General features: G+C 72.3%; 29 protein-coding genes. 12 read left to right on the forward strand and 17 right to left on the reverse strand.

Going from position 1 to position 26,058, the window contains the following annotated elements:
* Positions 1-43: 43 nt before the first annotated feature.
* On the reverse strand, positions 44-208 hold the full coding sequence (locus ACY34K_RS15500; protein ID WP_462747224.1) for a hypothetical protein: 165 nt from the start codon (positions 206-208) through the stop codon (positions 44-46).
* Between the two features lie 524 nt (positions 209-732).
* Entirely contained in the window at positions 733-1,764 is a 1,032-nt protein-coding gene (locus tag ACY34K_RS15505; RefSeq protein WP_462747226.1) for a saccharopine dehydrogenase family protein, read from the reverse strand.
* 103 nt (positions 1,765-1,867) lie between these two features.
* Between ACY34K_RS15505 and ACY34K_RS15510 the strand changes: the two genes are divergently transcribed.
* The 4 genes from ACY34K_RS15510 (at position 1,868) to ACY34K_RS15525 (ending at position 5,280) form a co-directional block, all read left to right on the forward strand.
* Complete coding sequence (locus ACY34K_RS15510; protein WP_462747229.1) at positions 1,868-2,821, forward strand: helix-turn-helix domain-containing protein; 954 nt, start codon at positions 1,868-1,870, stop codon at positions 2,819-2,821.
* Between the two features lie 235 nt (positions 2,822-3,056).
* A complete protein-coding gene (locus ACY34K_RS15515) occupies positions 3,057-3,251 on the forward strand; it encodes a DUF1918 domain-containing protein (RefSeq protein WP_462747231.1) in 195 nt (64 codons plus the stop codon).
* Between the two features lie 182 nt (positions 3,252-3,433).
* Positions 3,434-4,801: a pyridoxal phosphate-dependent decarboxylase family protein gene (locus ACY34K_RS15520; RefSeq protein WP_462747233.1), complete on the forward strand. Its 1,368-nt coding sequence runs from the start codon at positions 3,434-3,436 to the stop codon at positions 4,799-4,801.
* 161 nt (positions 4,802-4,962) lie between these two features.
* On the forward strand, positions 4,963-5,280 hold the full coding sequence (locus tag ACY34K_RS15525; RefSeq protein ID WP_462747235.1) for a hypothetical protein: 318 nt from the start codon (positions 4,963-4,965) through the stop codon (positions 5,278-5,280).
* A gap of 253 nt (positions 5,281-5,533) precedes the next feature.
* Here ACY34K_RS15525 and ACY34K_RS15530 read toward each other — a convergent pair whose 3' ends face one another.
* Together ACY34K_RS15530 and ACY34K_RS15535 are read right to left on the reverse strand one after the other, a co-directional pair.
* Entirely contained in the window at positions 5,534-6,520 is a 987-nt protein-coding gene (locus ACY34K_RS15530; protein ID WP_462747237.1) for an aldo/keto reductase, read from the reverse strand.
* A 136-nt stretch (positions 6,521-6,656) separates the two neighbouring features.
* Complete coding sequence (locus ACY34K_RS15535; RefSeq protein ID WP_462747238.1) at positions 6,657-6,926, reverse strand: hypothetical protein; 270 nt, start codon at positions 6,924-6,926, stop codon at positions 6,657-6,659.
* A 269-nt stretch (positions 6,927-7,195) separates the two neighbouring features.
* On the opposite strand from ACY34K_RS15535, the gene ACY34K_RS15540 reads away from it, so the two are divergent.
* Positions 7,196-7,510 (forward strand): hypothetical protein, encoded by a 315-nt coding sequence (locus tag ACY34K_RS15540; RefSeq protein ID WP_462747240.1) that lies wholly within the window; start codon positions 7,196-7,198, stop codon positions 7,508-7,510.
* Between the two features lie 70 nt (positions 7,511-7,580).
* A complete protein-coding gene (locus ACY34K_RS15545) occupies positions 7,581-7,937 on the forward strand; it encodes an amphi-Trp domain-containing protein (protein WP_462747242.1) in 357 nt (118 codons plus the stop codon).
* A 665-nt stretch (positions 7,938-8,602) separates the two neighbouring features.
* Here the strand turns inward: ACY34K_RS15545 and ACY34K_RS15550 are convergent.
* The 3 genes from ACY34K_RS15550 to ACY34K_RS15560 all read right to left on the reverse strand — a co-directional run bounded on the left by ACY34K_RS15550 (position 8,603) and on the right by ACY34K_RS15560 (position 11,924).
* Positions 8,603-10,516 carry a hypothetical protein gene (locus ACY34K_RS15550; protein ID WP_462747244.1) on the reverse strand — a complete coding sequence of 638 codons (1,914 nt, stop codon included), beginning with the start codon at positions 10,514-10,516 and terminating at the stop codon, positions 8,603-8,605.
* Positions 10,517-10,688: 172 nt separating this feature from the next.
* Positions 10,689-10,901, reverse strand: coding sequence for a hypothetical protein (locus ACY34K_RS15555; protein WP_462747246.1), 213 nt, complete (start codon positions 10,899-10,901; stop codon positions 10,689-10,691).
* Positions 10,902-11,060: 159 nt separating this feature from the next.
* On the reverse strand, positions 11,061-11,924 hold the full coding sequence (locus ACY34K_RS15560; protein ID WP_462747248.1) for a LysR family transcriptional regulator: 864 nt from the start codon (positions 11,922-11,924) through the stop codon (positions 11,061-11,063).
* A gap of 68 nt (positions 11,925-11,992) precedes the next feature.
* Between ACY34K_RS15560 and ACY34K_RS15565 the strand changes: the two genes are divergently transcribed.
* The gene (locus tag ACY34K_RS15565; protein WP_462747250.1) at positions 11,993-12,898 is read left to right on the forward strand and encodes an EamA family transporter; all 906 of its coding nucleotides are present in this window, start codon (positions 11,993-11,995) and stop codon (positions 12,896-12,898) included.
* A gap of 124 nt (positions 12,899-13,022) precedes the next feature.
* On the opposite strand, the gene ACY34K_RS15570 is transcribed toward ACY34K_RS15565, so the two are convergent.
* The gene (locus tag ACY34K_RS15570; protein WP_462747251.1) at positions 13,023-14,630 is read right to left on the reverse strand and encodes an alpha/beta fold hydrolase; all 1,608 of its coding nucleotides are present in this window, start codon (positions 14,628-14,630) and stop codon (positions 13,023-13,025) included.
* Between the two features lie 115 nt (positions 14,631-14,745).
* On the opposite strand from ACY34K_RS15570, the gene ACY34K_RS15575 reads away from it, so the two are divergent.
* The gene (locus ACY34K_RS15575; RefSeq protein WP_462747564.1) at positions 14,746-15,714 is read left to right on the forward strand and encodes a helix-turn-helix domain-containing protein; all 969 of its coding nucleotides are present in this window, start codon (positions 14,746-14,748) and stop codon (positions 15,712-15,714) included.
* A 27-nt stretch (positions 15,715-15,741) separates the two neighbouring features.
* Here the strand turns inward: ACY34K_RS15575 and ACY34K_RS15580 are convergent, their stop codons facing one another.
* The 3 genes from ACY34K_RS15580 to modA all read right to left on the reverse strand — a co-directional run bounded on the left by ACY34K_RS15580 (position 15,742) and on the right by modA (position 18,993).
* Entirely contained in the window at positions 15,742-16,212 is a 471-nt protein-coding gene (locus tag ACY34K_RS15580) for an RICIN domain-containing protein (protein WP_462747252.1), read from the reverse strand.
* Positions 16,209-17,717 carry a serine/threonine-protein kinase gene (locus tag ACY34K_RS15585; protein WP_462747254.1) on the reverse strand — a complete coding sequence of 503 codons (1,509 nt, stop codon included), beginning with the start codon at positions 17,715-17,717 and terminating at the stop codon, positions 16,209-16,211. Before ACY34K_RS15585 ends, ACY34K_RS15580 begins: the two co-directional genes overlap by 4 nt.
* A gap of 532 nt (positions 17,718-18,249) precedes the next feature.
* Positions 18,250-18,993 (reverse strand): molybdate ABC transporter substrate-binding protein, encoded by a 744-nt coding sequence (gene modA, locus ACY34K_RS15590; RefSeq protein WP_462747566.1) that lies wholly within the window; start codon positions 18,991-18,993, stop codon positions 18,250-18,252.
* A gap of 739 nt (positions 18,994-19,732) precedes the next feature.
* Here modA and ACY34K_RS15595 point away from each other — a divergent pair.
* Complete coding sequence (locus ACY34K_RS15595) at positions 19,733-20,098, forward strand: hypothetical protein (RefSeq protein WP_462747256.1); 366 nt, start codon at positions 19,733-19,735, stop codon at positions 20,096-20,098.
* Positions 20,099-20,298: 200 nt separating this feature from the next.
* The gene (locus ACY34K_RS15600) at positions 20,299-20,730 is read left to right on the forward strand and encodes a PPOX class F420-dependent oxidoreductase (RefSeq protein WP_462747258.1); all 432 of its coding nucleotides are present in this window, start codon (positions 20,299-20,301) and stop codon (positions 20,728-20,730) included.
* A 32-nt stretch (positions 20,731-20,762) separates the two neighbouring features.
* On the opposite strand, the gene ACY34K_RS15605 is transcribed toward ACY34K_RS15600, so the two are convergent.
* Positions 20,763-21,422: an HAD family hydrolase gene (locus ACY34K_RS15605; protein ID WP_462747260.1), complete on the reverse strand. Its 660-nt coding sequence runs from the start codon at positions 21,420-21,422 to the stop codon at positions 20,763-20,765.
* Positions 21,423-21,470: 48 nt separating this feature from the next.
* Entirely contained in the window at positions 21,471-21,878 is a 408-nt protein-coding gene (locus ACY34K_RS15610; protein WP_462747262.1) for a hypothetical protein, read from the reverse strand.
* Positions 21,879-22,094: 216 nt separating this feature from the next.
* Between ACY34K_RS15610 and ACY34K_RS15615 the strand changes: the two genes are divergently transcribed.
* The gene (locus ACY34K_RS15615; RefSeq protein ID WP_462747265.1) at positions 22,095-22,340 is read left to right on the forward strand and encodes a hypothetical protein; all 246 of its coding nucleotides are present in this window, start codon (positions 22,095-22,097) and stop codon (positions 22,338-22,340) included.
* On the opposite strand, the gene ACY34K_RS15620 is transcribed toward ACY34K_RS15615, so the two are convergent.
* Positions 22,315-22,746 carry a DUF2000 family protein gene (locus ACY34K_RS15620; protein ID WP_462747268.1) on the reverse strand — a complete coding sequence of 144 codons (432 nt, stop codon included), beginning with the start codon at positions 22,744-22,746 and terminating at the stop codon, positions 22,315-22,317. The genes ACY34K_RS15615 and ACY34K_RS15620 overlap by 26 nt on opposite strands.
* A gap of 49 nt (positions 22,747-22,795) precedes the next feature.
* On the opposite strand from ACY34K_RS15620, the gene ACY34K_RS15625 reads away from it, so the two are divergent.
* Complete coding sequence (locus tag ACY34K_RS15625) at positions 22,796-23,746, forward strand: helix-turn-helix domain-containing protein (protein WP_462747270.1); 951 nt, start codon at positions 22,796-22,798, stop codon at positions 23,744-23,746.
* Positions 23,747-23,992: 246 nt separating this feature from the next.
* Here ACY34K_RS15625 and ACY34K_RS15630 read toward each other — a convergent pair whose 3' ends face one another.
* From ACY34K_RS15630 to ACY34K_RS15640, 3 genes are all read right to left on the reverse strand, one after another.
* Positions 23,993-24,790 (reverse strand): hypothetical protein, encoded by a 798-nt coding sequence (locus ACY34K_RS15630; protein ID WP_462747272.1) that lies wholly within the window; start codon positions 24,788-24,790, stop codon positions 23,993-23,995.
* 59 nt (positions 24,791-24,849) lie between these two features.
* Positions 24,850-25,512, reverse strand: coding sequence for a lysophospholipid acyltransferase family protein (locus ACY34K_RS15635; protein ID WP_462747273.1), 663 nt, complete (start codon positions 25,510-25,512; stop codon positions 24,850-24,852).
* 135 nt (positions 25,513-25,647) lie between these two features.
* Positions 25,648-26,052, reverse strand: a complete 405-nt coding sequence (locus ACY34K_RS15640; protein WP_462747275.1) for a hypothetical protein — start codon at positions 26,050-26,052, stop codon at positions 25,648-25,650.
* Positions 26,053-26,058: the final 6 nt, after the last annotated feature.

Raw genomic sequence — 26,058 nt, forward strand, 5'->3', positions numbered from 1 at the left:
ACTTCCCCATGCGCCGGTGACGGCGTGGGGACCGGTCGTGCGGTCAGTGGGGGCGGGGCTCGCCGTACGTCCGGAGGGTCAACAGAGCTTCCAAGGTCACCATGGGACGGGCCTCCAGCCGGACGGTCGGAGACCATGCGGCCCAGCGGACGGGCCGGCCGCCGTCCTCCTGCCGCTCGGCCACCAGGGCGCGCAGGCCGCGTCGCATCTCGCCGTCGGTGAACCAGGCGCGGGCGGGGCTGTCCGGGCGGGGGGGAGTCGTGGGGGTAGTGGTACTCCCCCGGCGCGTAGCCGGGTGCGATGCGGGCGTCTTCGGGGCGGTCCGGGTCGAGCAGCACGAGACGCCGGTCGCGCACGAGTCGTCCCGGCCGGTCGGCCTGGCTCCGGGCCCAGGCGCGGTCGGGCGTTCCCGCGATACAGGCCAGTGCGGCGTGGACCTCGTAGGGGTGGGTCGGCCCGTCAAGCCGCTCGACCGCCGTCCGGGTGCGACACGGACCGCGGTACGGCGTTGGGCGGCCGGCGTACCGTCTGGTGTCGCGCGCTCATCCTTGCGCCTTCTTCCGCTCGCTCTTGCTGATGACAACCACCAGATGGAAGAAGCACGCCCGTTCGTGACATGGGTGCGATGTGACGCCCGCCACCACCGGGAAGCGTTCCGCCGGCCTCGGCAGAGCCAGGGGGAAGGACCCCGCCCGCCGCGTGCGGCCGCGCCGGGGCACGCGGGTGAGGGACCTACTGGTGCAGGTGGACCGTGAGGTGCGCGGACAGGGCGCGGAGGAAGTCGGGCGCGTCGAAGACGGCACCGGCGGAGACGACTCCGACCGTCCGGGTCCGTCCCGTGAGGACGCGGTGCACCGCCTCCACGGCGAGGGGCGCGCTCACGGCGTAGATGTCCCGGCCGCTCGCCACCGCGCGCCGTTCCGCGCCGCGGGAGCGCACGACCACGTCGACGAGGAAGGTCTGCTCGGACCGACCGCGGTCGTCGACCGCGGTGGGCGTCGGGGAGTCGGCCGCCACCACGTCCCTGGCCGCTTCGGTCGTCATGTAGGTGCGCACTTCGGGGACGGAAAGGTGGCTGGGAACGGTGACGACGTCGGCCATGGTGAATTCCCCTATGACCGACCTGGTCCCCATCGGCTCGGGAAAGGTCCACGTCGTGGCCTCCGGGGCGTCGTCGACGTACTCCAGCCGCCCGTTGCTGTAGCGCACCCGCCGGCCGTCCCTGCGCTCGCGGGAGACGGCGCCGGCGGAGCGGGTTCCGGCCGTGGGGTGCCAGTGGTTCAGCCCGTAGGCGACGTGCACCTCGTCGGCCGTTGCCCAGTCGCCCATCGCCGCCGTGACCAGCAGGTCGCCGAGTCCGCCGTAGAACGCCATCGCGGGAACCACCACGGTGCCGGCGGCGCGGGCGCGCTCCGCGAAGTGGGTGAACGTGTCGTCGAGGGCCTCGATCTCGGCCGCCACGTCGACGTACGGGATCCCCGCGCGCATGGCCGCCTCGATCACCGGAGCGGCCGTCGTGGCGAAGGGCCCGGCGCAGTTGATCACGGCGGCGGTGCCGGCCAGCGCGCTGTCGAGGGAGGCCGGGTCGTCGACGGAGGCCGTACGGTACTCCGTCCCCGGACGGGACTCCGCCAGTGCCCTCAGCTTGTCCGTGTCACGTCCGGACAGCAGGGGGACGAACCCGCGGTCCATCAGCTCCGCCACCACGAAGCGTCCGGTGTGCCCGTACGCGCCGAAGACCGCCACCGTCTGACCCGTGCCCATGTGTGTTCCCACCTCTTGTCGAATGATCCACCGCGCACATCCTGGCGAGAAGGGACCGCCGGCCACGAGTGTCCGGAACGACAAGGCACGTACAGTTCCGGACATGAGTACTGTCGCGCTGGCCGTCACCGACGGCATGCTGCACTTCGAGCTGTCCGTGGCGTACGAGGTCTTCGGCTCCGACCTGTCCGGCGTGGCCGCCCCTTGGTACGACCTCGCCGTGTGCGGGCCGGGGTCCGTACGCGTCGGCCGGTTCCGGCTGGAGCCCGACGCCGGACTCGACCGGCTCCCGCACGCCGACACGGTGATCGTCCCCGGGTGGGCTGACGTCGACGAGGCCCCGCCCGCCGACCTGGTCGACGCGGTCCGCGCGGCCCACGAGGCGGGCGCACGGGTGGCCTCGCTGTGCACCGGCGCGTTCGTGCTGGCCGCCGCCGGCCTGCTGGACGGCCGGCGCGCCACCACGCACTGGGCCCACACCCGGGCGCTGGCGACCCGGTACCCCGACGTGGAGGTCGATCCGGACGTCCTCTACGTCGACGACGGCAGCGTGCTCACCTCGGCCGGTAAGGCCGCCGCGATGGATCTGTGCCTGCATCTCGTCCGACTCGACCACGGCTCGGCGGTCGCCAACACGGTCGCCCGCCGCCTGGTGGTGCCACCGCACCGGGCGGGCGGCCAGGCCCAGTTCGTCACCGCCCCGGTACCGGCCAGGGACGACCATCCGCTCGCCGCGCTGTTCCCCTGGGTCGTCGCACGGCTCGACCATCCGCTGACGGTGGAGGACCTGGCCCGCCGGGCGAACATGAGCTCGCGCAACCTGGGCCGCCACTTCAGGTCCGCGACCGGCACCACCCCACTGCAGTGGCTGCTGATCCAGCGGATCCGGCGCGCCCAGGAGTTGCTGGAGACCAGTGGCGACAGCATCGACACGATCGCGGCGGCCACCGGCATGGGCACCGCCGCGACACTGCGCAGGCACTTCAACCGCACCATCGGCGTACCCCCGGACACCTACCGCCGCACGTTCCGCAGCACACGCCCCGCCACGTCCTGACCTGCCGCCGGAGCCCGCTGATCCGCGACACGACGCGCGTGGCGGGGGTGTTCCCGGACGCCTCAGCAGGCCCCGGCCGAGCCCGGGCGAGGCAGGTGGCCGGGTGGCCTTCACGCCATGGAAGCAAATGCGCACGGCGCGGGACTGCTGTCCCCCTCACCGGGGAACAGAGGGGTCCGGGCGGGCGTCCCCGCCCGTACCACCCCGCCGAACACCGCGAAGCACAGGAGGTGCGATGCACGCCAGCGTGGGAGATCGTCTCGTCGTCCATGGCCGGGTCGTCGGTAAGCACGACAGGATCGTGGAGATCGTCGAGGTCCTCGGCCCGGACGGCACACCGCCCTACCGTGTCCGGGCCGAGAACGGACACGAAACGATCATGACTCCGGGGCCCGACTCCGTCGTCGATCACCGCAAAGCGGCAGGTTGACGGAGTCCCGGGGGATGAGATGCCCGACGGCGCCGCCTCTCCGGTGACAGGCCGGGCCGGTACGTGCCCACGTACCGGCCCACCCGGCCGGGAAGCCGCACCTCTGTTCCACCGGGCGCCGTGGGCCACCGTCCTGCGGGCGCGGCTTGCACGGCGGCGGGCGCTGTCCCATAGTCCGAGGTATGGACGCGCGCGAGGCGGCGCTCCGACAGGCATACGGCCATGCCGTGCGCTGGCTGGCCGACCTGTCCGATCGCCCGGTTCCCGCCCGCGCCTCGGTCGACGAGATCGTGCGCGCGCTCGGCGCCGAACTCCCCGACGGCCCGAGCAGGCCGGCAGACGTCGTGGATCTGCTGGCCACGGCCTGCGAGCCGGGGCTCACCGCGTTTCCCGGCGGCCGCTTCTACGGATTCGTGGTCGGCGGCACCGAACCGGCCGCCCTCGCCGCGGACTGGCTGGTCAGCGCCTGGGACCAGAACTGCGTGATGCGCGCCGTCTCACCCGCGTACACGGCGGCGGAGGACATTGCGAGCGCCTGGTTGCTCGATCTGCTCGGCCTGCCGAGCGGCAGCGCGGTCGGCTTCACCACGGGTGCCACCATGGCGAACTTCACCTGCCTCGCCGCGGCACGCGACGCGGTGCTGCGGCGCAGCGGCTGGGACGTCGACCGCGACGGACTCGCGGGGGGTCCGGCTGTGCGCGTCATCGCCGGGGAGGACCGCCACATGTCCATCGATCTGGCGCTGCGGTACCTGGGACTCGGCCGGCCCGGACTGGTGGCGGCGGACGGCCAGGGGCGTATGCGGCCCGAGGCGTTGCGGCACGCCCTGGCAGCCGCCGGCCAGGGCCCTGCCCTCGTGATCCTCCAGGCCGGGGACATCCACTCCGGGGCCTTCGATCCCTTCGTGGAGACGATCCGTGCCGCCCGTGACGCGGACGCATGGGTGCACGTCGACGGCGCCTTCGGTCTGTGGGCGGCCGCCTCCCGCGAGCACGCGCGTCTGACAGCGGGCTGCGGACACGCCGATTCCTGGGCGACGGACGCCCACAAGACGCTGAACGTCCCCTACGACTGCGGTCTCGCCATCGTGCGCGACCCGTTCGCGCTGCGGGCGGCGATGGGGCTGCACGGCGACTACCTCATCCAGCACGAACACGGCGACCCCGTCGACAAGGTGCCCGAACTCTCCCGGCGCGGCAGGGCGTTCCCCGTGTGGGCGGCCCTCAGATCGCTCGGCCGGTCGGGGGTGGCCGACCTCGTCGACCGTCTGTGCCGGCACGCCTCCGCGTTCGCCGCCGGCATCGACGCGATCGACGGCGCGACGGTCCTCAACGACGTGGTGTTCACCCAGGTCTGCGCCGAGTTCGGCAGCGAGGCACGCACGGAACGGGTCCTCGGCAGGCTGCTCGACGACGGCACGACCTGGATCAGCGGCTCCACCTGGCACGGACGCCGGGTGATGCGGATCTCGGTGAGCAACTGGTCGACGACCGACGACGACGTCACGCGCGCGCTCGCGGCGATCCGCCGCGCCTCCCTCGGCGTCTGACGCGGGGCGACGTGTCCGATCGTCGCACCGCCGTGCTACGGCCGGAAGGGTGCTGACCGGTCCGTCGGGCAACTCGAACCGATCGGACGAGTGCCGTCCGCCCCTGAACGTCGTTGTCCGGGTCGGGACAGCTCATCGTCGACCAACTACAAGGAGCCGTAATGCGCCTGCTTCGCATCGGAGTCGCCACCTTCGGGACACTGCTGCTCTCCGCCTCACTCACCACCGGTTCCGCCGTGGCCGCGGAGGGCCACTTCGTCTGGGAAGGACCCGGAGGAAAGCTGTACTCCGTGGAGAACCCGCCGGACGGCAAGTGTCTCGACATGGCGCAGGAGGCCAAGGCCCCCCGCAACAGGACGCAGAGCACGCTCGTGGTGTACTCCGGCAAGAAGTGCAAGGGCACCGCGACGCGCCTGGCGCCGGGCAAGGACGGCGGCCAGAACCAGAAGTTCGCCAGCTTGGTCTTCAACCCCAGCTGACGCGCCCGGCGGTCGCGGCGCGGACCGTCGAACAGGAGCGGGCAGGACCCGAGGCTCACCGGCGAGCGGACGCCGCGACGCGCCGCGGGACAGAGGGTGGCACGGAGTCGTGGCTGGCGTGGGAGCCCTCCGCCGCATCCGGAGCAAGCAGGGGTCCGCGCATCGCCGACGGGACCGGTGGCTCAGTGCGTGCTGTGCCACCGGTCCCGTCCGCACGTCACGCACCGCGATGCCGTCGAGGCAGGGGCGTGGCTCAGCGGTTGACGAAGGTGAGGCTGGTCGTGTCGTAGCGGGTGCCCGCGATCTGCTCGGGCGGCGCGGCGGCCTCGATGGCGGCGAGGTCCTCGGGGGACAGTTCGACGGCGAGGGCCGCGATGTTCTCCTCCAGGTACCGCTGTCGGCGGGTGCCGGGGATCGGCACCACGTCGTCGCCGCGGTGCTGCACCCAGGCCAGGGCGAGCTGACCCGCGGTGACGCCCTTCGCCTCGGCGAGTTCGTTGAGCTTGGTGACGATCGCCAGGTTGTTCTCGAGGTTGCCGTCGGCGAATCGCGGCTGGGTGCGCCGGATGTCGGTCTCCGCCATGCTGTCGACCGAGTGGTACCGGCCGGTCAGGAACCCGCGCCCGAGCGGGGAGAAGGGCACCAGTCCGATGCCAAGTTCACGGCAGAGGGGGGCGATCTCCGCCTCCAGGTCGCGGGTCCACAGCGACCACTCGCTCTGCAGCGCGGCGATGGGGTGCACCGCGTGGGCCCGCCGGACGGTCTGCGCGCCGGCCTCGGACAGCCCGAGGTGGCGGACCTTTCCGGCCCGCACCAGTTCGGCCATGGCACCGACGGTCTCCTCGATCGGCACGTCCGGGTCGACCCGGTGCTGGTAGTACAGGTCGATGTGGTCCACACCGAGCCGGCGCAGCGACGCGTCGCACGCCTGGCGGACGTAGGCCGCGTCACCGCGGATCAGGGTGGGCTCGCCCAGGCGGTTGGCAAGCCCGAACTTCGTGGCCAGTACCACCTCGTCGCGGCGGCCGGCGACGGCCCGTCCGATCAGCTCCTCGTTGTGCCCGGAGCCGTAGAAGTCGGAGGTGTCCAGGAAGGTCACCCCGAGGTCGAGGGCATGGCGCAGGGTCGCGATCGACTGCTCGTCGTCCGTCGTGCCGTAGCCGTGGCTCATGCCCATGCATCCGAGGCCCTGGGCGGAGACCGCCAGTTCGCCGAGGTACCGGGTGGGGACGTTGGTCATGGTGCTGCCTCCTGGGCTGGTAACCGTGTGCCACGACGCTATGTATTGGAGTGCACTCCAAGTCAATCGAGCCCGAAACACATCACCGGTGGTCGGGCAGGAGGACCCGTGGAGGTGGCGGCCGGGCCCCTCGTGGTCAGGGAGTGTCGCCCTCCCAGTCGAACCGCTTGGGATCGCCGTTCCTCGGCCCGTAGAGCGCCCGGCCCCCGGCGCCGTAGCGGCCGAGCTCGGTCAGCAGGGCCGCACCTTCGTGCAGTTGCCGGGCCGTCCAGCCGGTGACGTCCAGAAGCAGGCCGTCGAGCGGGCCACCGACCAGCTCGACGTAGGTGCGCCCGGGCCGCGGTCCGGGGTCGGGGTCGTCGTGGTCGGCGCCGTAGACCCGTCCTCGCATGATCTGTTCGTCCATCCCGCCAGCGTCGCATCCACCACTGACACAGCCGCGGCAGGGGACGGATCGGCCCTGGTCGCCGGCCTCTGTGCCGCAAGGCCCATCCGGGGGCGCGAACGCCGGTCAGGGCGGTGCGGTCGACGCACCGGCCTCGCCGGCGCCCGCGCCCCCGCAGCAGGCGCCGCGCGGCGGGAGTCCGGGAGCACGGCCCTGGCGTCCAGGCCATGGCCGCCAGGGGCACGCCGGGCCGGCGGTGGCGTCGGCGGTCCGGACGGACGGTGGCAACCGTGGGACGCGGCCCCTCCTCGGGCTGCCGCTGCCGGCCGGCCCGGTTTCCTCACGCCACCGGGTACCCGCCGCCCGACGGGGTGGCACCGGGCGCACCCGCTTGCGGAATACGCCCGGGGGTACCCCTGCTGCGCACCGCCCCGGCCGACGAAGATCACGGCAGCGCGACGGTACGGCCCGCGGCAGCCGCCGGGACCGGAGCCGGCCTGGGAGCCCTGACCGGGCTGCTCGGCATCGGCGGAGGCTTCCTCGCCGTCCCCGCCCTGGTCACGGTCCTCGCCTTCTCGTCGGCGTCGGCGTCGGCGTCGGCGTGAAGATGTCGGATCCGGTGCGCGGCACCAGAATGGGCGCTGAGCACTGGTTCCGCCGGATCGGAGACGGCCCATGACTGACCTCAAGATCGAGCAGAAGCGCTCGCTGTCCCGCATCGAGGCCGCCGACCAGCTCATGGCCCTCGCGGTGGCGCTGAGGGAAGGCGGGGACGCCGAACTGGAACTCGGTCCGGGGACTCTCAGCCTGCGTATCCCCGACGACCTGCGCACCGAGGTGGAGATCGAGGTCGACGACGGGGAGATCGAGCTGGAGATCGAGCTGAAGTGGCCGCTGCCGCTCACCCGAACGGCGGCATCGGAACCGGTGAGCGCAACAGAGGCGCCGCGGAAGCGGAAGAGTGCGTCCGCCAAGCCCAAGCGGGCCGGCACCGGCAGAAGCACGGCATCAAAGCGGTCGACCTCCGGGTAGGACGCACCCGGCAGCGCCTGCCGAGCCGGACTCCCGCCCGGCCCGACCGGGCGCGGCACCTCATTGCCGGCCTTCTCCGTCATGGGATCACGTGAGTACGACCTGGAGTTCCGCGACCGGGCATCCCGAGTGCGGGCCTGGGACATCGGCCTCCTGGCCCTGGCGGCGCTCGTGTGGACCTGGTGGGCCTTGCTCCTGCTCACCTCGTACGAGGTCGGCGAGGCACCCGGCGACCGCTCCCCCGAGCACTGCGCCTCGCGGCTGTTCACCGACCGGGGTACCGCCAACGAGGGCGTGTGTCGCGGTGACTGGTGCGCCGACGAGCGGGACTGGCCCGAGGCGCTGGCGGTTGCCGGACTGTCCGTGCCGGTGTCGATCGCCGGGGCGATGCTCTTCACCACCGGCGGTGTGAGCCGCCGTATGAGCGCCCACAGCGAGGCGATGCGATGCGAAGGCCGGACGAACTCGCGGACCGCCAGTGAAAGGCGGTGCGTGAGCATCCTGCTCAGTGCGGCCGCCCAGGTGCAGTCACAACTGCCACAGGACTTGAGTGAGCTGCTCGAGGCACCGCGGTTCGCCGGTCGGCGCGAGGCGGCGGCCGACGACAACGCGGCAGCCGCGCGTCCCGGGGCCCGCGAGCCCGGCGAGCGTCCTGAAGAAACGCCTCAGCTCAGAGCCGCGGCGAGAGCCCGTAGTCTTTCCACGGCGAGCGCCGGTGGGACGACCAGCCGGAACCCTTCCGCGGACTCCTCGACCGCGCCGACGAAGCCGGAGGACAACAGCTTCAGGGACTGGTCGATGGTCTCGTCCGAGGCTTTGAGGTCGCGGAGGTCCCTGCGCAAGTCCCGGATCATCAGCCACCCCTCGGTGTACTCGTCACCGAGTTCCTTCTCCAGTTGTGTCAGGACCGCGCGGAGAACGGCGATGCCGCCCATCCGCTCGCCATGGACCCGGGACAGCGCGTCCTGCCGTTCCGTCGCCGTGAGGAGCGGGTCCACAAGAAGCAGCAGGTCCTGGGCGGAGAAGGGGTACTGCGCGTGCAGGAGGACCGCTTCGGCCAGCGTGTCGGAGTGGAGCACCGCCAGGTGGCGGTCCTTGGCCGCGGCCGAGTGCACCCTGCGGTGGAACTCCGGACCGATCACGACGGTCCCGACGGCCCCCACCTTTTCCCTGTGCTCGCGCAAGCCCTCCGTACTCACCTCGTGGTCGGAGACGGCACCGACGCCCGACGTCTTCGCCTCGACGGCGAAGACGCGGCTCTCGGTGGCGACGGGGATCGTCACGACGCCGTCCGTGCGGCTGGCGCCGCCGATGTGTTCGGCCGCCAGGCCGAGGAAGCGGAAGGCGTCGCGTACGGCGATTTCCATGCGCACGTGGTCACGGCTGTCGCGAGCGGCTTCCCGCAGTTCGTCGGCCAGTGCGGCCGAGTGACTCGTGCCGTCCGGGGACACCGGCGCGGAGGCGGTCGGCTTTTCCCTGTCGCCGGGGGACCCTGATGCCGGAACGGCGACCGGCAGGGAGTCGAGGAGGCCGCGGCCTGTCGCGGTGAGCCGGTACTCCTGCTGGGAGATCTTCTCGACCGTGCCACAGTCGCGCAGCAGGGCCAGACGGACCCGGACGGCGGCCACGGTGAGCGGCTCACGGCCGTAGAGCGCGCTGCGCCTGGCCACTTCGACGGCGGACAGGACCCCGCCTTCGCGCAGCTCCCGCAGGATCTCACCGACGAACCACAGGTGTGCGTGCGCGATCCGCACCAGGTCGAGCGGATCACCGCTGGTCAGCCAGGTGCGGGCGCAGGGCGCGGCCGACCAGGCCGAGGGGCCCGTGCGCCGGATCAGTCCCAGGTGTCTGAGCGAATTGCGGGCCTGCTGGGCGGACTTCTCCGACAGGGCGTAGCGGGTGCGGAGAATTGATTCGAGGGACTCCTCGGATATGGACGGCACTGCCTCGGCGACGAGGTCGTGTGCCACCTCGTCCACACCGATGCCGTCCGGACTGGGCAGGAACAGACTGCGGGCGGGCCGGGAGGCGTGCTGTGCCGCCGCCGCGCGGAGCAGGGCCGCGATCTCCTCGGACGGCGGCAGGATTTCGGCGGTCTCGTCGGTCCCGGTGGGGTCCGGGCAGCCCAGAGGCAGGGACTCCAGCATGATCCGTCCGGGGTTCGTGAGATGCACCCGGCGATCGAACATCTCGAGTGCGCCGGCTCCCCGCAGCCACGTGGTGCGCCTGCGGAGTTGGTCCAGCGACGTCCAGCCCATGTCGTACCGGGCGTTGGCCTGCTCGCGCAAGTCCTCGTGGCCGAGGGGGCCGGACCGCAGGAGGTCCAGCAGCTCGCCGACGAAGCGCACCCTGCGGTGCAGGAGTCGCACCAGTGCCGCCGCGTCCTGGGCCCCCCGCCATTCCAGGGCGTCCGCGGTGGGGACCAGTGCGCCGTTCTCGTTGCGCACGAAGGTGGAGCCCAGCATCTTCGACAGCTCCCGCACGGGAAGCGGCTCGGTGATGTCCGGCAGGTCGACGGTGCCGGCCATCGGCGGGCGGCGGTCCCTGAGCGCGTCGAGGACATGAGGCAGGAGTCGCACCCACCCTTCCACCGGCCCAGGCAGGGAGGGGGCGGTTTGCAGCCGCTCCCGCCAAGGAGGCGGAACAGGTGCCGAACCGGGGGAAGAAGGCGAGTGACTCACGACAGCATTCTAGGGAGGCGGGGGAAGCGCTGAAGCGAGAGCGTGAGTGATGAGGGGCATGACGCGGCCGCTACAGGTGCTGATGGGCGTTGCGTTCCGCCGCGGCATGCCACCACCCCGGGGGAGACGGGCCGATGACTGTGGCGGTGGGCTGGTCCGGATGCAGGCCGAGGCGTCGCAGAGCGTCGGCATGGACTGTGACGTCGAACCAGCCGTGCCAGTGCCCGTCCGGGCCGATGCCGCAGGCGAGTCCCCAGCGGATCTCATCGTGCCGGAACGGCATCCAGTCGATGCCGCGGTCGCGCAGTCAAGCGCGCGTGGCCGCGAGCGGCCGCGGGCGGCCGGGCAGGTTCTCGTAGGCCGTGACAGTGATCCAGTCGGTGCTCGGTGACTTCATGCCGTTCATGATGCCCGGTTGCTGTACCGGGTGGGCGGGGCGGCCTCACGCCGAGCGGGCCGCGACGACCTGGCGTGCGAGGAGCAGGAGGTCCGGGACGGCCGGGTGGCCTGCCCCGTCGCGCCAGGCGAGGACGACGGGAACGGTCGGTGCGTCCGTGAGCGGGCGGTAGACCAGTGAGGGGTGCGTGTGGTTGCTCGGGGTGGCCGATGTGGTGACGCCGACGGCGCGGCCCGCGGCGATGGCGACGAGCCACTCGTCGGTATTGGTCACCTCGACGGTCGTAACAGGGCGGGCCTCGTTCGGCCACAGGTCCAGGGTCGTGGTGCCCGACACGGTGTTGACGGCGAGTGGGTGGGCGGCGAGGTCGCCGAGCGTGATCCCGGTGAGGGCCGCCAGTGGGCTGTCCGCCGGCATGACCACCACGCGCTCCTCCGAGAACAGGAATTCCGTGCGGAGCCCGGGCGTGGTGATGGTCCCGCGCAGCAGCGCCGCGTCGACCTTTCCCCGAGTGAGGCCGGCGGTGGGGTCGTCGACGCGGAGCAGTTCCAGTCGGACGCCGGGGTGTGTCTCGTCCCAGCGGCGCAGCAGAGGGATGGTGCGGTCACCGAGCGCCGCCCAGGTGTGGCCCAGGCGCAGGGTCCGGCTTCTCAGCGCGGTGGGGTCGAGGGCGGTCTCGACCGCCGTGACGGCGACGAGGGCCTTGTCCCGGAAGACATGACCCTCGGCGGTCAGTTCGAGATGGTGCGTCGAGCGGTCGACGAGCCGTGCGCCCAGGTGGTCCTCGAGTTGGCGCAGGGTGCGCGAGAGCGCGGGCTGGCTCAGGTGGAGGCGTGTGGCCGCGCGGGTGACGTTGCCCTCCTCCGCTATGGCGAGGAACGCCCGCAGGTGCCGCAGCTCGATGGTCATGCTTCAGGAGCATAACCGTGGTGGACCAGGCATTTCACACGGAGTGGCCGGATTCCTAACGTGAAGGCATGACATCCACGGTGCACAACTCATCCGCAACGACGGCCGCACCACCGGTCGTTCGTCGTCACGCCGCGGGGCGCGGCGCCCTCGGCGGCGTCGGCCTGGTGCTGGCCGGAACGGTGTCCGTGCAGTTCGGGTCGGCCTTCGCGGCGCTGCTGTTCCCGCGGGCCGGGGCGCTCGGCACGGTCGCGCTCAGGGTGACGTTCGCCGCGTTGCTGCTGCTGGTCGTCACCCGTCCCCGGTTGCGGGGTCACTCACGGGCGGACTGGGCGGTGGCCACCGGGTTCGGCCTGGCTCTCGGCGGCATGAACATCCTCTTCTACCAGGCCATCGACCGGATCCCGCTGGGACCGGCCGTCACCCTGGAGGTACTCGGACCGCTGCTGTTGTCGGTGTTCGCCTCACGCCGCGCCGCCGGCCTCCTGTGGGCCGGTCTGGCGCTGGCGGGGGTCTGTCTGCTGGGCCGCGGCGGCTTCGGCCAGCTCAATGTCGCGGGCGTGGCCTTCGCGCTGGGTGCCGGGGCGATGTGGGCGGCGTACATCGTGCTCAACTCCCGTGCGGGCGCTCGCTTCCCGCGGCTGGACGGTCTGACGATCGCCATGGTCGTCGCCACGCTGGTCAGCCTGCCGCTGGGTCTGGAGTCGGCGGGGAGGACGCTGCTGGAGCCGGGGGTGCTGGGCCTTGGTGCTGCGATCGCGGTGATGAGCTCGGGCGTGCCCTACGCGCTGGAACTCCTCGCCCTGCGCCGGCTGCCCGCGGCGACGTTCGCGGTGCTGATGAGTCTGGCTCCGGCCGTCGCGGCGCTGGCGGGATTTCTCGTCCTGGACCAAGGGCTTTCGCTGCTGCAGTGCGCCGCGATCGCGATGGTGGTCACGGCGAGCGCCGGTGCGGTGCGTACCGGCATGCGGTGAGCGGGAGCTCCCGACCCCGACGGAAGGACGACCCGCCGGCCGGCGGCGGCCACCCCGGCTGCCGATGGCGGCAGGTGGCCGCCGGCCCGCGCCCCGCGCGGCACGGGCCGGTGGCGTCCCCGTCTCAGCCGGTCGGGCTGTGGTCCAGATGCCCCAGTACGCTCCGTACCGCGCGGTCCACGGCCTTGCGGGTCTCTTCCGTGTGGTCGATCGTCTCGAACCCGTGGTGGCCGTCGGGTACGTCGATGACTTCGACCCGAGCCCCGCAGCTCTCCGCGGCGGTGAGGAACTCCGCGACCGTGGCGGCGAGCTCGGGCATCTCCAGCCCGACCCGGGTCAGGACGATCGGCAGCTCCCCGGACGTGCGTACGGCCGCCGTGGGGCGGAACCGGGAGTCCGGGAATCCCCAGTTCGGCAGCGGCGCGAGGACCGGATACGTCGCCGCCAGGCAGCGCAGCCACGGCGGAGGCGTCGCCAGCCAGTCCGCCGAGAGCAGTCCGCCGCCGGAGAAGAACCACAACGCGACGCGATCCGCGTCGACCCTGGGGTCCGCGCGGACGATTTCGATCGCCTCGGCGATGTCCTCGGCGGCACGCCCGTAGTCGGCGAGGTCGTGCAACCGGTGTTCGACGGTCACGCCGACCGCCCCCAGGCTCGCCACGTACCGGGCGTATCCCAGGTAGCCCGGCCAGTCCCGCGGTGTCGGTCGGGCGTCGGCGGGCACCGGGCCACCATGGAGGAGGACCACCGCGGGCCGGGGACCGTCGGCCTCGGGGAGGTGGAGGTCGACGCGCCCGGTCCGTTCGCGGCGCGCCTCGGGCACGTCCAGGAGGAACGGCCGCAGGTGCGGGGGCCGTTCGCCGTCCGTGGCGGTGATGCGGTGGCCTTCGCCCGCGGCGGCCCGGAGCAGGACGTCGGCCAGTTCGTCCGGGCAGGACAGCATCGGCCAGTGACCGGTGTCGAGGTCGAAGAACGACACCTGGGGATCGGTGAGGGCCTGGAGCCGCGGGTCGCCGAGTCCGACGAGGGTCTCGACCATGGCGATGCTCGACCCGTTGGCGGTGCACAGCACGCCGGTCGTGGGGAGCGCGTGGACGGCACCGGACAGCCGGAGCGGCTGGGTGAGCGTGCCTACCGGCTGCGGTGCGGCGAGGCGGGCGAGGCGGGCCAGGACGTCGTCGGGGACGCCTTCGGTGCTGCCCCAGCGCTGCCATGCCTCGGCAGGGGGCGGGGCGATCCGCCAGGCATCCGCCTCCGGGGCCCGCCGGGTCTCCGGAGCCTCCGCGTCCCGCGAGCCCCGCGATCCCTTCGAGTCTTGCGAGTCCCGCGAGTCCGGGTTCCCGACCGCACGGCTCGCCAGCCGCTCACGCAGGGCCTGGTCGGGGACGAGGTTCAGGGGCGGGTCCCCGTCCTGTGGTACCCCCGTGTCCACGTGGACGATCCGCGTGATGCGGTCCGGGCGCCGGTCCGCGGCACCGTGGACCGGGTGGATTCCGTAGTCGTGCCCCACGAGCACGATCTCCGACTCCTCGTCCAGGTGGTCGATCACCTGCACCACGTCCTGGACGTGGGTTTCCAGATCCGTCCCGGGACTCGCGAGGTGCCGGCGCTCGCCCAGGCCGGTGAGTGTCACCGGGTACGCCTCGGCCCCCGCTGCCCGCAGTCGCTCGGCCACCTCCCGCCATGTCCAGCCGCCGGTGAAGGTGCCCGGTACCAGGATGAACGCCGTCATCAACAACTCCTCGTACGCCTCGGTCCGCGGACCCTGCCCCACTGGCCGTCCGCGCTCGCCGGTACGGTAGGAACTCCCCCTGAGGGAGGTTCAAGACGTGTCACCCGTCGACGGGATGTGGAGCATCGGCGAACTCGCCGAGCACGCCGGCGTCACGGTCAAGACCGTGCGCTTCTACTCCGACCGCGGACTGCTCCCGGAGGCGTCGCGGAGTGCGGGCGGCCACCGCCGGTACGGTCCCGAGGCGCTCGACAGGCTTCGCCTGATCCGCTCGCTGCGCGCCCTCGACCTGCCCGTCCCGGAGGTGAGCCGGATCCTGGCCGAGGAGGACGGCGGTTCCGGCGACGGCCTGGGACCCGTCCTGGAGGACGCCATCACGGGGCATCTGGCCGGCCTCGGCGCACAGATGACCGCCCTGCGCTGGCGCGAAGCCGCTCTCCGCCTGGTCCAGGAGTGCGCACCCGAGGAGCGCGCCGACCGGCTGCGCCTGATCGGCACCGTGAGCTCCCCGCCCAGCACGGCCGCGCTCGCGCGCTTCTGGAGGGGCTGGCTTCCGCCGCGGCTGCCGGCCAAGGTGATCTCCGTGTTCCTGGAGTACGCGGTTCCGCAGCCGCCCGCCGACCCCACTCCCGCGCAGGTGCTGGCCTTCGCGCGGCTGCACGGCTTCGTCTCGCGCCCGTGCCCCGGCGGCACGGACAGCATCGCGGTCGCCCGCAGCCGGCCCGCCGTGCACCGGCCCTCCGAGGGCTACCGCCCGGCCGTCCTGTACGAGGGCCTCGCGGAGGCGTACGAACTGGCCTACGCGCAGATGCGGAAGGACCGCGTGCCGCAGGCGGGCGAGGCCCTCGACTGCTTCGTCTCGGCCTACGCCCGGTCGCTCGGCTCCCACGGCACACGTGACACCGTGGACTTCCGTCGCCGATTGCGGGCCCAGCTCGCCGCGGACCCACGCATCGACTACTACTGGCAGCTCGCCGCCGAGCTGATCAGCCCGCCGTCCGGTCCCCCCGCCCCGACTCCCGGCTCCGCGCACGACTGGCTCCTCACGGCCCTGGTCGCCGACATCGAGCGGCGAGCGGCCTGACGGGCCCGTGGCCGCGCCATGACGCCCTCACGGGGCCTGCCGCGACCAGCGCTGTGACGCCTCCCCCGCGCACGTCCGCGTCACCAGTCCGCTGCTCATGCCCAGGTCGAGACAACCGCCGCCGTAGTCGCTGCGGAGGCTGCCGCCCGCACCCGTACGCCAGAGCCGCCCGGCGTCCTGGGCGCAGTCACCCACGAAGACGGCCTGGCCGAGACCGTTGGAGTAGAGGCACTGGCCGGTCTGCTGATTGACGAGCTTGAAGCTGCCGTCCGGCCTGCTCCGCATGGTCCACCGCGCGGTGGGGTCCGAGCAGTTCTGGTGGTCCGCGGCGCCGTAGACCTGGGTGACGCACCTGCCGTTGTCACCGTTGCGGTAGCGGTACGTGCCGGAGGTGGGGGGCGGGGTGGCCGTGGGCGTCCCACCACCGGAGGTCCCGGTCGTCCCGGAGCCGCCCGAACCGCTGGAACCGCCCGAGGCGGTCGAACCACCGCCGCTCACGCCGGTGCTGACGCTTCCGCCGGTGCCGTCTTGGGCGCCGTTCGCCGCGTCGGCTGTGGCGCCGGCCGCGGCGGCGCCCCGGGACCCGCCGGTGGCACCTGTGCCGCCCTGCCCCCTGGCGTCGCCGCCGGTGGCTCCTTGGTCCGCGGCCGGTGAGTGGCCGGTGACGCTGCCGCGCCCGAAGGGCTTCCGCCGGTCGCGGAGGGCGGTGTGGGACCGGCCGGCGCTGGGGTGGAGGCGGAAGGGGTGATCTGCGCCTCGGCCTTGGGCGGGGAACTGTGCGGCAGGTTCTGGATGACGAGTGTCGTGCCGCCCGCCACCACGATGGGGACCACTGCGAGGAGGACACGGGTACGGCGGCGGTCGGCCCGCTCGGCGCGTTGTGGAGGGGAGTTCGCCCCGGCCCTCGGCTCGGGGCCCTCTGCCGTGTCCGGGTCCGGGTCCGGGGCGGGGGCCGGGTCCGGGGCGGGGGCCGGGTCCGGGGCGGGGGCCGGGTCCGGGGCGGGGGCCGGGTCCGGGGCGGGGGCCGGTTTCGCCTCCGGTTCCGGGCCCGCACCGGTGAGCGGGACCGTCGGGACGTCGAGCTCCTGCACGTTCGCGGCGAAGGCGGCGCGCGCGGAGAGGCGTTCGGTGATGGCCGCCGGCCACAGCGGGGCGGTGAACGGCCCTTGTTGCGAGGCGCGCTCGAAGAGTTCGGCGGCGGTCGGGCGCCCTAGGGGGTCCTTGGCGAGACAGGCCGCGACGACCTCGGCCAGGTCCGGCTCCCGTTCCCTCAGCGGCTCCAGGTCGGGCTCTTCATGGACGATGCGGTACAGCACCCCGTGCCCGGATTCGTCGCCGAAAGGCGGTCGGCCGCACGCGGCGTACGCCAGTACGGAGCCCAGGGCGAACACATCGGTGGCGCCGCTCAGCCGCCGTGAGCCGGACGCCTGCTCGGGCGCCATGTAGGCGGGCGTGCCGACGACCATGCCGGTCCTGGTCAGCTGGCTCTGTTCGGCCGCCCGGGCGACGCCGAAGTCGATGAGGGTCAGCCCGTCGAGGGTCAGCATGACGTTGGACGGCTTGAGGTCGCGGTGCACCATGTCCAGCGCGTGCACGGCCGCCAGGGCTTCCGCCGCCTGCCGCAGCAGCAGCCACAGCGCTCGGGCGGGGAGAGGGCCACCGTTGAGGTCGACGGCTTCCCTCAGGGTGAGCCCGGGCACATAGGCGGTGGCGAACCACGGGGGCCGCGCGGTGCGGTCGCCGGCGAGCAGCGGCGTGGTGGCCTCGGCGGGGAGCCGGGAGAGGTTGTCCAGCTCGTGCCCGAAACGGCGCAGGAAGTCCCGGTCCTCGCCGACGACGGACGCCAGCAACTGCTTGACGGCGACGTAACGGCCCTCGTGGACTCCGAGGTACACCCGCCCCATCCCGCCGGCTCCGAGCCGGCCCGCCAGCGGAATCGGCCCGATCCGGCGCGGATCGTCCGCCTCCAGCGGCTCGGCCCCGCTTCCCGTCAGCTCTAACACGTCAGCCCCGTTGGAATTGGAATCAGTTTCTAGAATCCACTGTAGGAGAAGAGAGCGGTTCCGGTGATCCCAAATCGACAACGCGCTTGGCACGATGGAGATTTGACGGCGTCCTGCGCGAGAACGAGGACCGCTGACGCTCCGGCAGGGACGGTTTGCCGAACCGGAGGCGGGTGCGGCGCTGTTCGTGGCGCTGGACGGCGACGAGGGTCACATCGCGCGCTTCGCGTACCTCGTTCCGCGTTCTGATGGGCGCATCCTGCTGGACAACTCGCGCGCCCGTCCGGGCCGGACCGGTGCCGGCATCGGAGGCCGGCTGCTGCGCCACGCTCCCCCATGGGCGGCGGAGCATCCGGGCCGGGCCGTCCGCTCGTCGCCGCGCCGACGGTGGGCCCCCGGGCGCACAGGAGAGAGCCGATGCCGGGGACTCCCCCGATGAGTAACCGCTCCCGCTCAGGACCGGCGAAAGCACGAGGGCTCTCCGGCTCCCCTCCGACCCGGACAGCCCTCGTGCGCTGTATGAGCCCTGCGGCTACGGCTTCTGGAAACCGGCGTCCTGGAGGATCTTCTGGGCCTCGGGGCCGGACAGCCAGGCCACGAACGCGGCCGCGGCCTCGGTGTTCCGGGAGTCCTTGAGCGCGGCGGCCGGGTACTGGGCGATGGCGTTCTGCGCGTCGGGGATGTCGATGGCGTCCACCTTGGCGGGGGCGCTGTTCGCGTCGGTCTTGTACACCAGTCCGGCGTCGGCCTCACCCAGCTCGACCTTGCTGAGGACGGCACGGACGTTCGGCTCATGCGAGACCGGCTTCACGGTGATCTTCTGGGCGTCCAGGATCTTCCTGCTGTACTTTCCGGCCGGCACCTCGGGCGCGGCCAGGACGACCTTCAGCTCCGGGTCGGCGAGGTCCTTCAGTTCGTCGATGTTCTTGGGGTTGCCTTCGACGGTGGCGATGACGAGGCGGTTCCTGGCGATGACGGTCGAGGTGGCGGTCTCGCCCTCGACGCTGTCCATGCTCTTGCTGTCGGCGGTGACCAGCACATCGGCCGGGGCGCCCTGCCTGACCTGGGCGGTCAGCTCCTGGGAGCCCGCGAAGGAGAAGGTGATCCTCGTGCCGGGGTGACTGTTCTCGTAGGCGGCGCCGGCCTTCTTGAAGACATCGGTGAGCGAGGCGGCCGCCAGCACCGTCAGGTCGGCCCTCGGCACCGAGGAGGCCGAGCCGTTTCCGGTCGCGGTGCCGGAGCCCCTGGCTGCGCCGTCGTCGCCGCAGGCCGTCATCGGTACGAGCAGCCCGGTCACCGCGACGGCGGCTGCGGCGCGGCGGCGGGTGAGGGCATGGAACACGAGTCGACTCCTGGGGTCGGGTGCGCGCGGGCGGGCGATGCCGTGGGCCCGTGCGCCGGTGAAGGTCGCGCCGGTGCCACGGGGACGGCGGACGGACGCGGGGTGATCAGGTGCGGTCGATGTGGGGACTGGTCGTTCCCCCTCGGGCGGTGGCCCGCGCGCCGGCTGCCGGGAACCGGCCCCTCGACCGCGGCGGGCCGTGGTGCGGGAGGAGTCGTCGACCTCACCGCGTGCCCTGGGCGGCCTCGATGGAGAACGTGACCAGGGCACGGCCCTCGGTGCGGCGGTGTGCTTCGTCGCGATGGGTCGCGAGCCGGCCGATGTCCGCCCGGCGGGGTGAGGCGCCGGGAGCGGCACCCCGGCAGCCGTGCCGCCAGATCGATTGTGCAGGACTGCATGTGCGTCACGCTAGGCCCGATCACCTCTCATCTGCAATTCTCTGAGCGATTCTCCATGGCATGTGCGGATCGCAATGGAGGAACCTCCAACGATGCTGCAGTAGGGGCCCGCACGTGATCTCCGAGGCCCGGCCACCCGCCCCGTCGAGGATCCGGCCCCGGGTACGCACAGCCGGGGTCAGTGGCGCCATCGCGGGCACCGCCCCGCCGGATCACGGTCAGGGCGGGTCTGCGAGAGTGTGCCGGTGCTTGTGAGTCCTGAGAAAACCCTGTTCGTGCGTGGCACCACCCCCGCGCTCCTGGTGGCCGACGCGCCGGTCCACGATGTTCTGCCGGTGCTGACCGTGACCGACGGGGAGGTGCCCTGGTGCGAGGGCTGGAGCATCCTCCCCCGGCTCACCATGTGCGTCGTGGACGGCCCCGGTGAGGCCGGGATGATCGTGCCCGCCCTCGTCGCGCCCGTGAGCGACACGTCCGGCGGGAGCGACATGCGCGGTGACATGGCCGACTGGTGCGCGGATGCCGAACGGGCCGGTGGCGCGGTTGTCCTGTCCCTCGACGAACTGCCCGAGGCGCTGGACTGGGCCCACCTGCTCCGCTCGGGCACGTCCCGGGGCGGTTTCGTGTCCTGCTCGAGCTGAACCGTGGCGGCGGCGGTCGACAGCCCGGTCCTCGTGCGCGGCGGTGGTGGCAGGGCGCTCGCGCGGGGAGGAGAACGGCTGTCACCGCGACCGCCACGGATGTGGAGCCGTGCACCCGGAAGGGTCCCCACGCGCCCCGGCGACCCGGCGCGTGACAACCACCGGGAATAGCCCGCACCCAAGCCCGACTTGATCCTCACATGACCACAACGTCCTTCGACCCGCGGACACTGCTCCTGGAGAGCCGACTCGGTGTCCTGGCCACCATCAAGTCGGACGGCCGGCCCCAGCTCTCCCCCGTCATGCCCTTCTACGACCGGGAGGCCGACGTCATCCACGTCTCGATGACCGAGGGGCGGGCCAAGACCGTGAACCTGCGGCGCGACCCCCGAGCCACACTGGAGGTCACCAGCCCGGACGGCTTCGCCTGGGCCACCGCCGAAGGCACGGCGACGCTCACCGGGCCGGGAACCGACCCCCACGGCCCCGAGGTCGAGGCGCTCGTCGACTACTACCGTCGAGCAGCCGGCGAGCACCCCGACTGGGAGGAGTACCGATCGGTCATGGTGTCCGACCGCAGGGTCCTGATGACGATGACGGTGGATCACGTCTACGGCGAGAGAATCCGCTGACGGGGACCCCGCCGTTCAGGGGCCGCGACGCCTCAGTGGGCGGCGGTGTCCAGCAGTTCGGGCAGCTTGCGCATGTCGTCGAAGACGACGGTACCGGGCCCCTCCAGCCGCGCGGCGGGGGTGAGGCCGCCGCAGTAGCCGAAGGCCCGCATTCCGGCGGCACGGGCCGCCCGGATCCCGTAGGCGCTGTCCTCGATCACCGCGCACCGCTCGGGGTCCACCCCCATGGAGCGGGCGGCGTGGAGGAAGAGGTCGGGTGCGGGTTTGCCTCGGGCCACGTCGAGGGCGCTGAAGACGCGTCCCTCGAAACGCCGGAACAGCGCGGTGATCTCCAGGCTTCGCCGGATGCCGTGGTGGTCGCCGTTCGATGCCACGCAAAAGGGAGCCGTGATGCCGTCCAGAGCTTCCAGGATGCCGTCGACGGGCGTCAGTTCGGCCGTGAAGGCCTCGTCGTAGAGGTGCTCGTACCGCTGTTGCCACCCCTTCTCCAGCGGTCGCCCGAGACGCTCTTCGACCGCTGCCGTGTAGACCTCGGTGGACGATCCCACGAAGCGCTCGACGATCTCGGCCTCGGTGAAATCGCACCCCAGGTCGGCCATGATCATCGCGTCCACCTTCACGCACAGCCGTTCGCTGTCCACCAGCACGCCGTCACAATCGAAGATCACCAGCGCCACAGGGTTCCGTATCATGATCGGCCCCCTAGACGCCCGACGATCGGGACGGGCGGCATCGGCCGCTTACTTGCGGCCGATGCGCAGTTGACGCATCAGTTCGGCGAGGGCGAGGAGACTGACCACGGGTGCCACGGTGGCGAACAGCATCCGCGCCGTGTTCGCTCCCTCGCTGTCCGCCGCCCACAGACTCCACGCGAGTGCGGCCGCCACGCCCACCATGACCACCCACCACGAGGACGACTCGGGGCGACCGTCGACGATCGCCGCCGTCGTGCTCAGTCCGCCTCCGACGATCAGGCCCATCACCAGGACCGCCGACACCCACTCGGGCACGCCGGAGTCCGGGAAGGGAGGCGCCACGTCGAGCTGCCCGAACGTCGCCCAGATGCTGCCGATGTACACGCCGGTCAACGTGGTCAGACTCAACGCCCGGATCAACCGCCCCAGCACTCCGCGCTGTTCGTCGGCCATCGACTTCCCCCAGGTCCCCCGACGCGGCTGAAACGCCTTTCAGGATGCCCGGCTCGCCTTTGTTCCGGCAGAGGTACGCATAAATTGGGGCAGGTGTGAACCGTGTTGCGCGGCTGTGACGTCCGCGCGACCGCGCGGCGTACAGCACGCCGGTTGTGGTTCTTCCCCATGTGTTCGCGCGTGCACGTGCACGAGGGGAGGGGCTGAGGTCTCACGGTGTCCGTTCTTGGGCGGCTCGTGGGCCCGGCCGGCCGCTGGGAATTCACCTTCAAGGGCCGGGTACGGGAGTTCCGTGCGGTCGAGCTGGCCTTCGCAAATGACGACGGAACCCAGTACGTGATCTATCTGTCCGCGCCCGGCGCGCAGTGGAAGGAGCACCGGCCGGTCTTCGACACCGCGGTCAACGGGATCCACGCGACCGGACAGCAACGCTCCCTCAGGGATGCATCCTGGCGCCCTTGAGTACCTTGTCGACCGCGTTGCGCGGTCCGTACACAGCCAGACCCACCAGGTCCAGCTGGTCCTTCGGCACGGCGCGCACCGCCGCCCGGTTGTCGCGGTCGTTCCCGGTCGTGAACAGGTCGGAGGTGAAAACGGACCGGGGAAGCGAGCGGGACACGGCGCGTCCGTGCGCGGCGGTCAGGGTCTCCTTCGAGCCCTCGAAGACAAGAACGGGCTGGCGGAACATGGGTAGGTACGGAGTGCCGTCGGCGTCTGCGTACGGTTCGCCGATCACCTCGGGAAGCCGCGATCCAAGGCCGCTGACCAGGAACGCGGTCGCGTTCAGCCGCTGCCAGGGCTCCAGGTCGTCGCGCAGCAGAACAGCGATCTTGGTGTCGAACCGTACGGGGGTGTTCTCGGTGGTCATACTCCGAGACTGCCAACCGTTCCGTCGCGGCTTCTTGTACGTTCTTTGCATGGTGGCGCGGCAGGAGGTCTCGGCGTGGCGCCCGAGGGTCCCGGGCGTCGTGGAGGTCTTCCACGCCCACTTCACGGAGCACTCGTACCCGATGCACGTGCACGACGTGTGGACCCTGCTGATCGTCGACGACGGTGCGGTCCGCTACGACCTCGACCGGCGGGAGCACGGCACCCCGCACGACACGGTGTCCCTGCTGCCCCCGCGGGTGCCGCACAACGGCTCCCCCGCCACGTCGCGGGGATTCCGCAAGCGGGTGCTCTACCTGGACCTGACGCAGCTGGACGAGCGGTTCATCGGGCCGGCGGTGGACGGACCCGACATGGCCGACCCGCTGCTGCGCCGTCGCGTCGGGCAACTGCACTCGGCCCTGGCCCACCCGGGCGACGAGTTGGAGGCGGAGAGCCGTCTCAGCCTGATCGGCGAACGGCTGCGGAGCCATCTGCTGCCCCGGCTCGTCGCCGTTGCGCCACCCGCCGGCCGCGGAGTGGCCCACACCCTGCGGGAGTTCCTCGACGAGCGGCTGCTCACCGGGGTGACCCTGGACGAAGCCGCGAAGGTGGTGCATGCCCATCCCGCGCATCTGGTGCGGGCGTTCACGGCCGCTTTCGGCATCGCCCCGCACCAGTACCTGATGTCCCGCCGGGTCGACCGCGCCCGACGGCTGCTCCTCGACGGCCGGCCGGCCGCGGAGGTGGCGTCCGCGGCCGGCTTCTACGACCAGTCGCACTTGACGCGGCACTTCAAACGGTTCGTGGGGACCACCCCCGGGCGCTACGCGGGCAGGGCCCCCGCGTCACACGGCGGAGCGCACCAGGGGTTCCGAGCGCACCGGTCGGACGGAGCGCCGGAAGGTCCATCGGCCCGGGCCCGGGCTCAGGCCCCGATGCCCAGCAAGGCCACCTCGACGGGAAGTGCGGGCCGGGAAGGCAGCGCGGGCGGGTCCTGACGGCGGCCCGTGTGCGTCGCCGGGACGGCCCGCAGAGCCTGGATGCCGTCGGCGGCCCACGGCGCCTCGGTCCGCGGCAGTGAGAGTGTCATACGCCGGCCGTCGGCCAAGGTGGTCTCGAGCGTGGTCGGGTCGTTCGTCTGCATGGCAACTCACTTCCGTGGACACAACGTACGCACCATGAACATCCGGTCTCGCCCGGAAGGACGGTTGCGCGCCGAAAATGGTTCCCGCGGCGGTGAGTTGTCAGAGTGTGAGCACGGGCCTGGTGGAGAACTCCTCGCACATGCCCTCGCCGTCCGGGCCGTGGACGAACTCCGCCATGCCGGGGTTGCGGTTGGCGGTGGCCAGGGGCAGCCATCCCAGCAGGTTGCCGTAGCCGCCGCACACCGATTCGCCGCCGTCTCCACCGTGGACGGCGGTGACGTCGCTCGACAACTCCGCGCGGTAGGTGTCGTAGGCGATCCGCAGCCCGAAGGCGCTCGGCCGATGCTGTGGTCCGGTGCCGCTTCCGTAGGGGATGCCGTCGAGGGGGCAGGTGTCGCCCCAGCGGAACAGGGTGGCGGCGCCGGCTCCACAGGCGTGTTCCCACTCGTCGGGGCTCGGCAGGCGGAGGCCCCGCGCCGCGAGGGCCGCCGGGGTGTCGGCGGGCGTCTCGGTGAGGTCCTCGTCCTCGACGGCCATCAGTACGGTCGCGAGGGTGGCGGTGCGGCGCGGGCTGAGGATCTGCGCGAGGTGGGAGCGCAGATCGGGACCGAGGCCGAAGCCCTCGTCCAGGCTCCGGGCGTAGTCGGCGCTCTGCTCGGGTGTCGGCCGCCAGGTGTCGAGGTCGAACCCGAGGGTCACCTCCCCACCCGGTATCAGCGCGAATTCCTGACCGTTCCGCTCGACGAGGACGCGGTGCAGCGGGGCGTCGAGGTGCTCGACGGTGTCGACTCCCGCGACACGTCCGTCCACGCGGTCCGCCACCTCCTGTGCGAAGCGGTGTGCGGCGGACAGGTCGAGCGACCGCCATCGGCTGAGAGTGAGGTCGGCGAGAGACATGTGCGGCAGTGTGGCACAGGGCTCTGACACCGCCGCCCGGTGCGCGGCGGCGACCCGCGTCACGCCGCGAGCGCCGCGGCTTCGCCGAGGTGCGCGGCCGCGGTGCGCCAAGCGGCGGTCACGGCCGCGTGGGCCTGCCTCGTCCGGACGAGATGGCCGCCGGTCAGCTCGACCGGCGCGCCCACGTGGACGTGCAGGCCGGGACGGCGCAGGGGTGCGGTGGCCAGGCCCGCGATCTGCTTCACGGTGCTGCCCGACACGACGCGGCGCGCGCCTGCCTGGCCCACCGGTACGACGGGCGCGCCGGTGCGCAGGGCGAGCCGGGAGAGGCCGCTGCGGAAGGCCCCGGGGGCCGCTTCGGCCGCGTCCTTCCGGGCCGGCAGGCCTCCCTCGGCGTAGATGAGCACCAGCCGTCCGTGGTGCAGGGCCTCCGCGGCGAGGTCGAGGGCATCGGCGGCTCGCCGGGACGCGCGGAACACCGGTATGTGCCCTCCGCGTGCGAGCGCACGGCCCAGGACGGGGATCCGCCACAGGCCGGCGGCCGCCATCACGACCGGCTCGACCCCGAGGCGGTGCAGTGCGGCCAGCACGATGGCCGGGTCGGCGAGCGAGGTGTGGTTGGCGGCCAGGATGCTGCCCGGCGCGAATGCGGCGCGGTCGTCTGCGGTCACCGAGAGGCGCCCCACGGCGGGCACCAGGGCGTCGGCGGTGCGGCTGAGCATGGTGGTTCTCCCCCGTCTCCACTGTGTTGATCGACATCGTGGACGGCACGGTGGAAGGGGGCGTGAGCCGGCGTACTCAGTTTGCTGTGCGCGCCGTACCCAGTTCGCGGCGGGTCGCCGTGAGTGGTACGGCGCTCAGAACGCCTGGACCATGCGGGCCAGCTCGGCGACGGCGGCCGCGAGGGGGGCGGCGGGCTGGGCGAAGAGCGTCAGGCGTTCCAGGGCGCGTCGTACCACGCCGGGCTCCGGTGCGCCCTCGTCGAGTTCTTCGCGGAGTCTTCGCAGCTCGGCGCGTGGGGCGTCCTGGTCGGGCAGTGCGGCACGGTGCTCCTCCAGGAGTCGCTCGATGAGCAGCAGCAGGGCGTCCACCTGCGCCCGCTGTTCGGCGTTCGGGGCGTGGATGTCGATCCGGCCGGCCACCGCTCGTGCGTGGGGGCCCACCGCCTGGTTGGCGACGTGGCTGTGACCGCCGTACTGCTGCACGCCGAAGTTGAGCACCTGGGACGGCTCGTCGGGGGACGGGTGGGCGTGGTCGGACATGGCTTC

The organism is Streptomyces sp. STAM6, from assembly GCF_054963715.1.

What these genes read in the sequence shown, in the direction of transcription:
- ACY34K_RS15500 (WP_462747224.1), bottom strand. Translation starts at nt 208, where the DNA reads ATGCGACGCGGCCTGCGCGCCCTGGTGGCCGAGCGGCAGGAGGACGGC.
- ACY34K_RS15505 (WP_462747226.1), bottom strand. Translation starts at nt 1,764, where the DNA reads ATGGGCACGGGTCAGACGGTGGCGGTCTTCGGCGCGTACGGGCACACC.
- ACY34K_RS15510 (WP_462747229.1), top strand. Translation starts at nt 1,868, where the DNA reads ATGAGTACTGTCGCGCTGGCCGTCACCGACGGCATGCTGCACTTCGAG.
- ACY34K_RS15515 (WP_462747231.1), top strand. Translation starts at nt 3,057, where the DNA reads ATGCACGCCAGCGTGGGAGATCGTCTCGTCGTCCATGGCCGGGTCGTC.
- ACY34K_RS15520 (WP_462747233.1), top strand. Translation starts at nt 3,434, where the DNA reads ATGGACGCGCGCGAGGCGGCGCTCCGACAGGCATACGGCCATGCCGTG.
- ACY34K_RS15525 (WP_462747235.1), top strand. Translation starts at nt 4,963, where the DNA reads ATGCGCCTGCTTCGCATCGGAGTCGCCACCTTCGGGACACTGCTGCTC.
- ACY34K_RS15530 (WP_462747237.1), bottom strand. Translation starts at nt 6,520, where the DNA reads ATGACCAACGTCCCCACCCGGTACCTCGGCGAACTGGCGGTCTCCGCC.
- ACY34K_RS15535 (WP_462747238.1), bottom strand. Translation starts at nt 6,926, where the DNA reads ATGGACGAACAGATCATGCGAGGACGGGTCTACGGCGCCGACCACGAC.
- ACY34K_RS15545 (WP_462747242.1), top strand. Translation starts at nt 7,581, where the DNA reads ATGACTGACCTCAAGATCGAGCAGAAGCGCTCGCTGTCCCGCATCGAG.
- ACY34K_RS15555 (WP_462747246.1), bottom strand. Translation starts at nt 10,901, where the DNA reads ATGCCGTTCCGGCACGATGAGATCCGCTGGGGACTCGCCTGCGGCATC.
- ACY34K_RS15560 (WP_462747248.1), bottom strand. Translation starts at nt 11,924, where the DNA reads ATGACCATCGAGCTGCGGCACCTGCGGGCGTTCCTCGCCATAGCGGAG.
- ACY34K_RS15565 (WP_462747250.1), top strand. Translation starts at nt 11,993, where the DNA reads ATGACATCCACGGTGCACAACTCATCCGCAACGACGGCCGCACCACCG.
- ACY34K_RS15570 (WP_462747251.1), bottom strand. Translation starts at nt 14,630, where the DNA reads ATGACGGCGTTCATCCTGGTACCGGGCACCTTCACCGGCGGCTGGACA.
- ACY34K_RS15575 (WP_462747564.1), top strand. Translation starts at nt 14,746, where the DNA reads ATGTGGAGCATCGGCGAACTCGCCGAGCACGCCGGCGTCACGGTCAAG.
- modA (WP_462747566.1), bottom strand. Translation starts at nt 18,993, where the DNA reads ATGACGGCCTGCGGCGACGACGGCGCAGCCAGGGGCTCCGGCACCGCG.
- ACY34K_RS15600 (WP_462747258.1), top strand. Translation starts at nt 20,299, where the DNA reads ATGACCACAACGTCCTTCGACCCGCGGACACTGCTCCTGGAGAGCCGA.
- ACY34K_RS15605 (WP_462747260.1), bottom strand. Translation starts at nt 21,422, where the DNA reads ATGATACGGAACCCTGTGGCGCTGGTGATCTTCGATTGTGACGGCGTG.
- ACY34K_RS15610 (WP_462747262.1), bottom strand. Translation starts at nt 21,878, where the DNA reads ATGGCCGACGAACAGCGCGGAGTGCTGGGGCGGTTGATCCGGGCGTTG.
- ACY34K_RS15620 (WP_462747268.1), bottom strand. Translation starts at nt 22,746, where the DNA reads ATGACCACCGAGAACACCCCCGTACGGTTCGACACCAAGATCGCTGTT.
- ACY34K_RS15625 (WP_462747270.1), top strand. Translation starts at nt 22,796, where the DNA reads ATGGTGGCGCGGCAGGAGGTCTCGGCGTGGCGCCCGAGGGTCCCGGGC.
- ACY34K_RS15630 (WP_462747272.1), bottom strand. Translation starts at nt 24,790, where the DNA reads ATGTCTCTCGCCGACCTCACTCTCAGCCGATGGCGGTCGCTCGACCTG.
- ACY34K_RS15635 (WP_462747273.1), bottom strand. Translation starts at nt 25,512, where the DNA reads ATGCTCAGCCGCACCGCCGACGCCCTGGTGCCCGCCGTGGGGCGCCTC.
- ACY34K_RS15640 (WP_462747275.1), bottom strand. Translation starts at nt 26,052, where the DNA reads ATGTCCGACCACGCCCACCCGTCCCCCGACGAGCCGTCCCAGGTGCTC.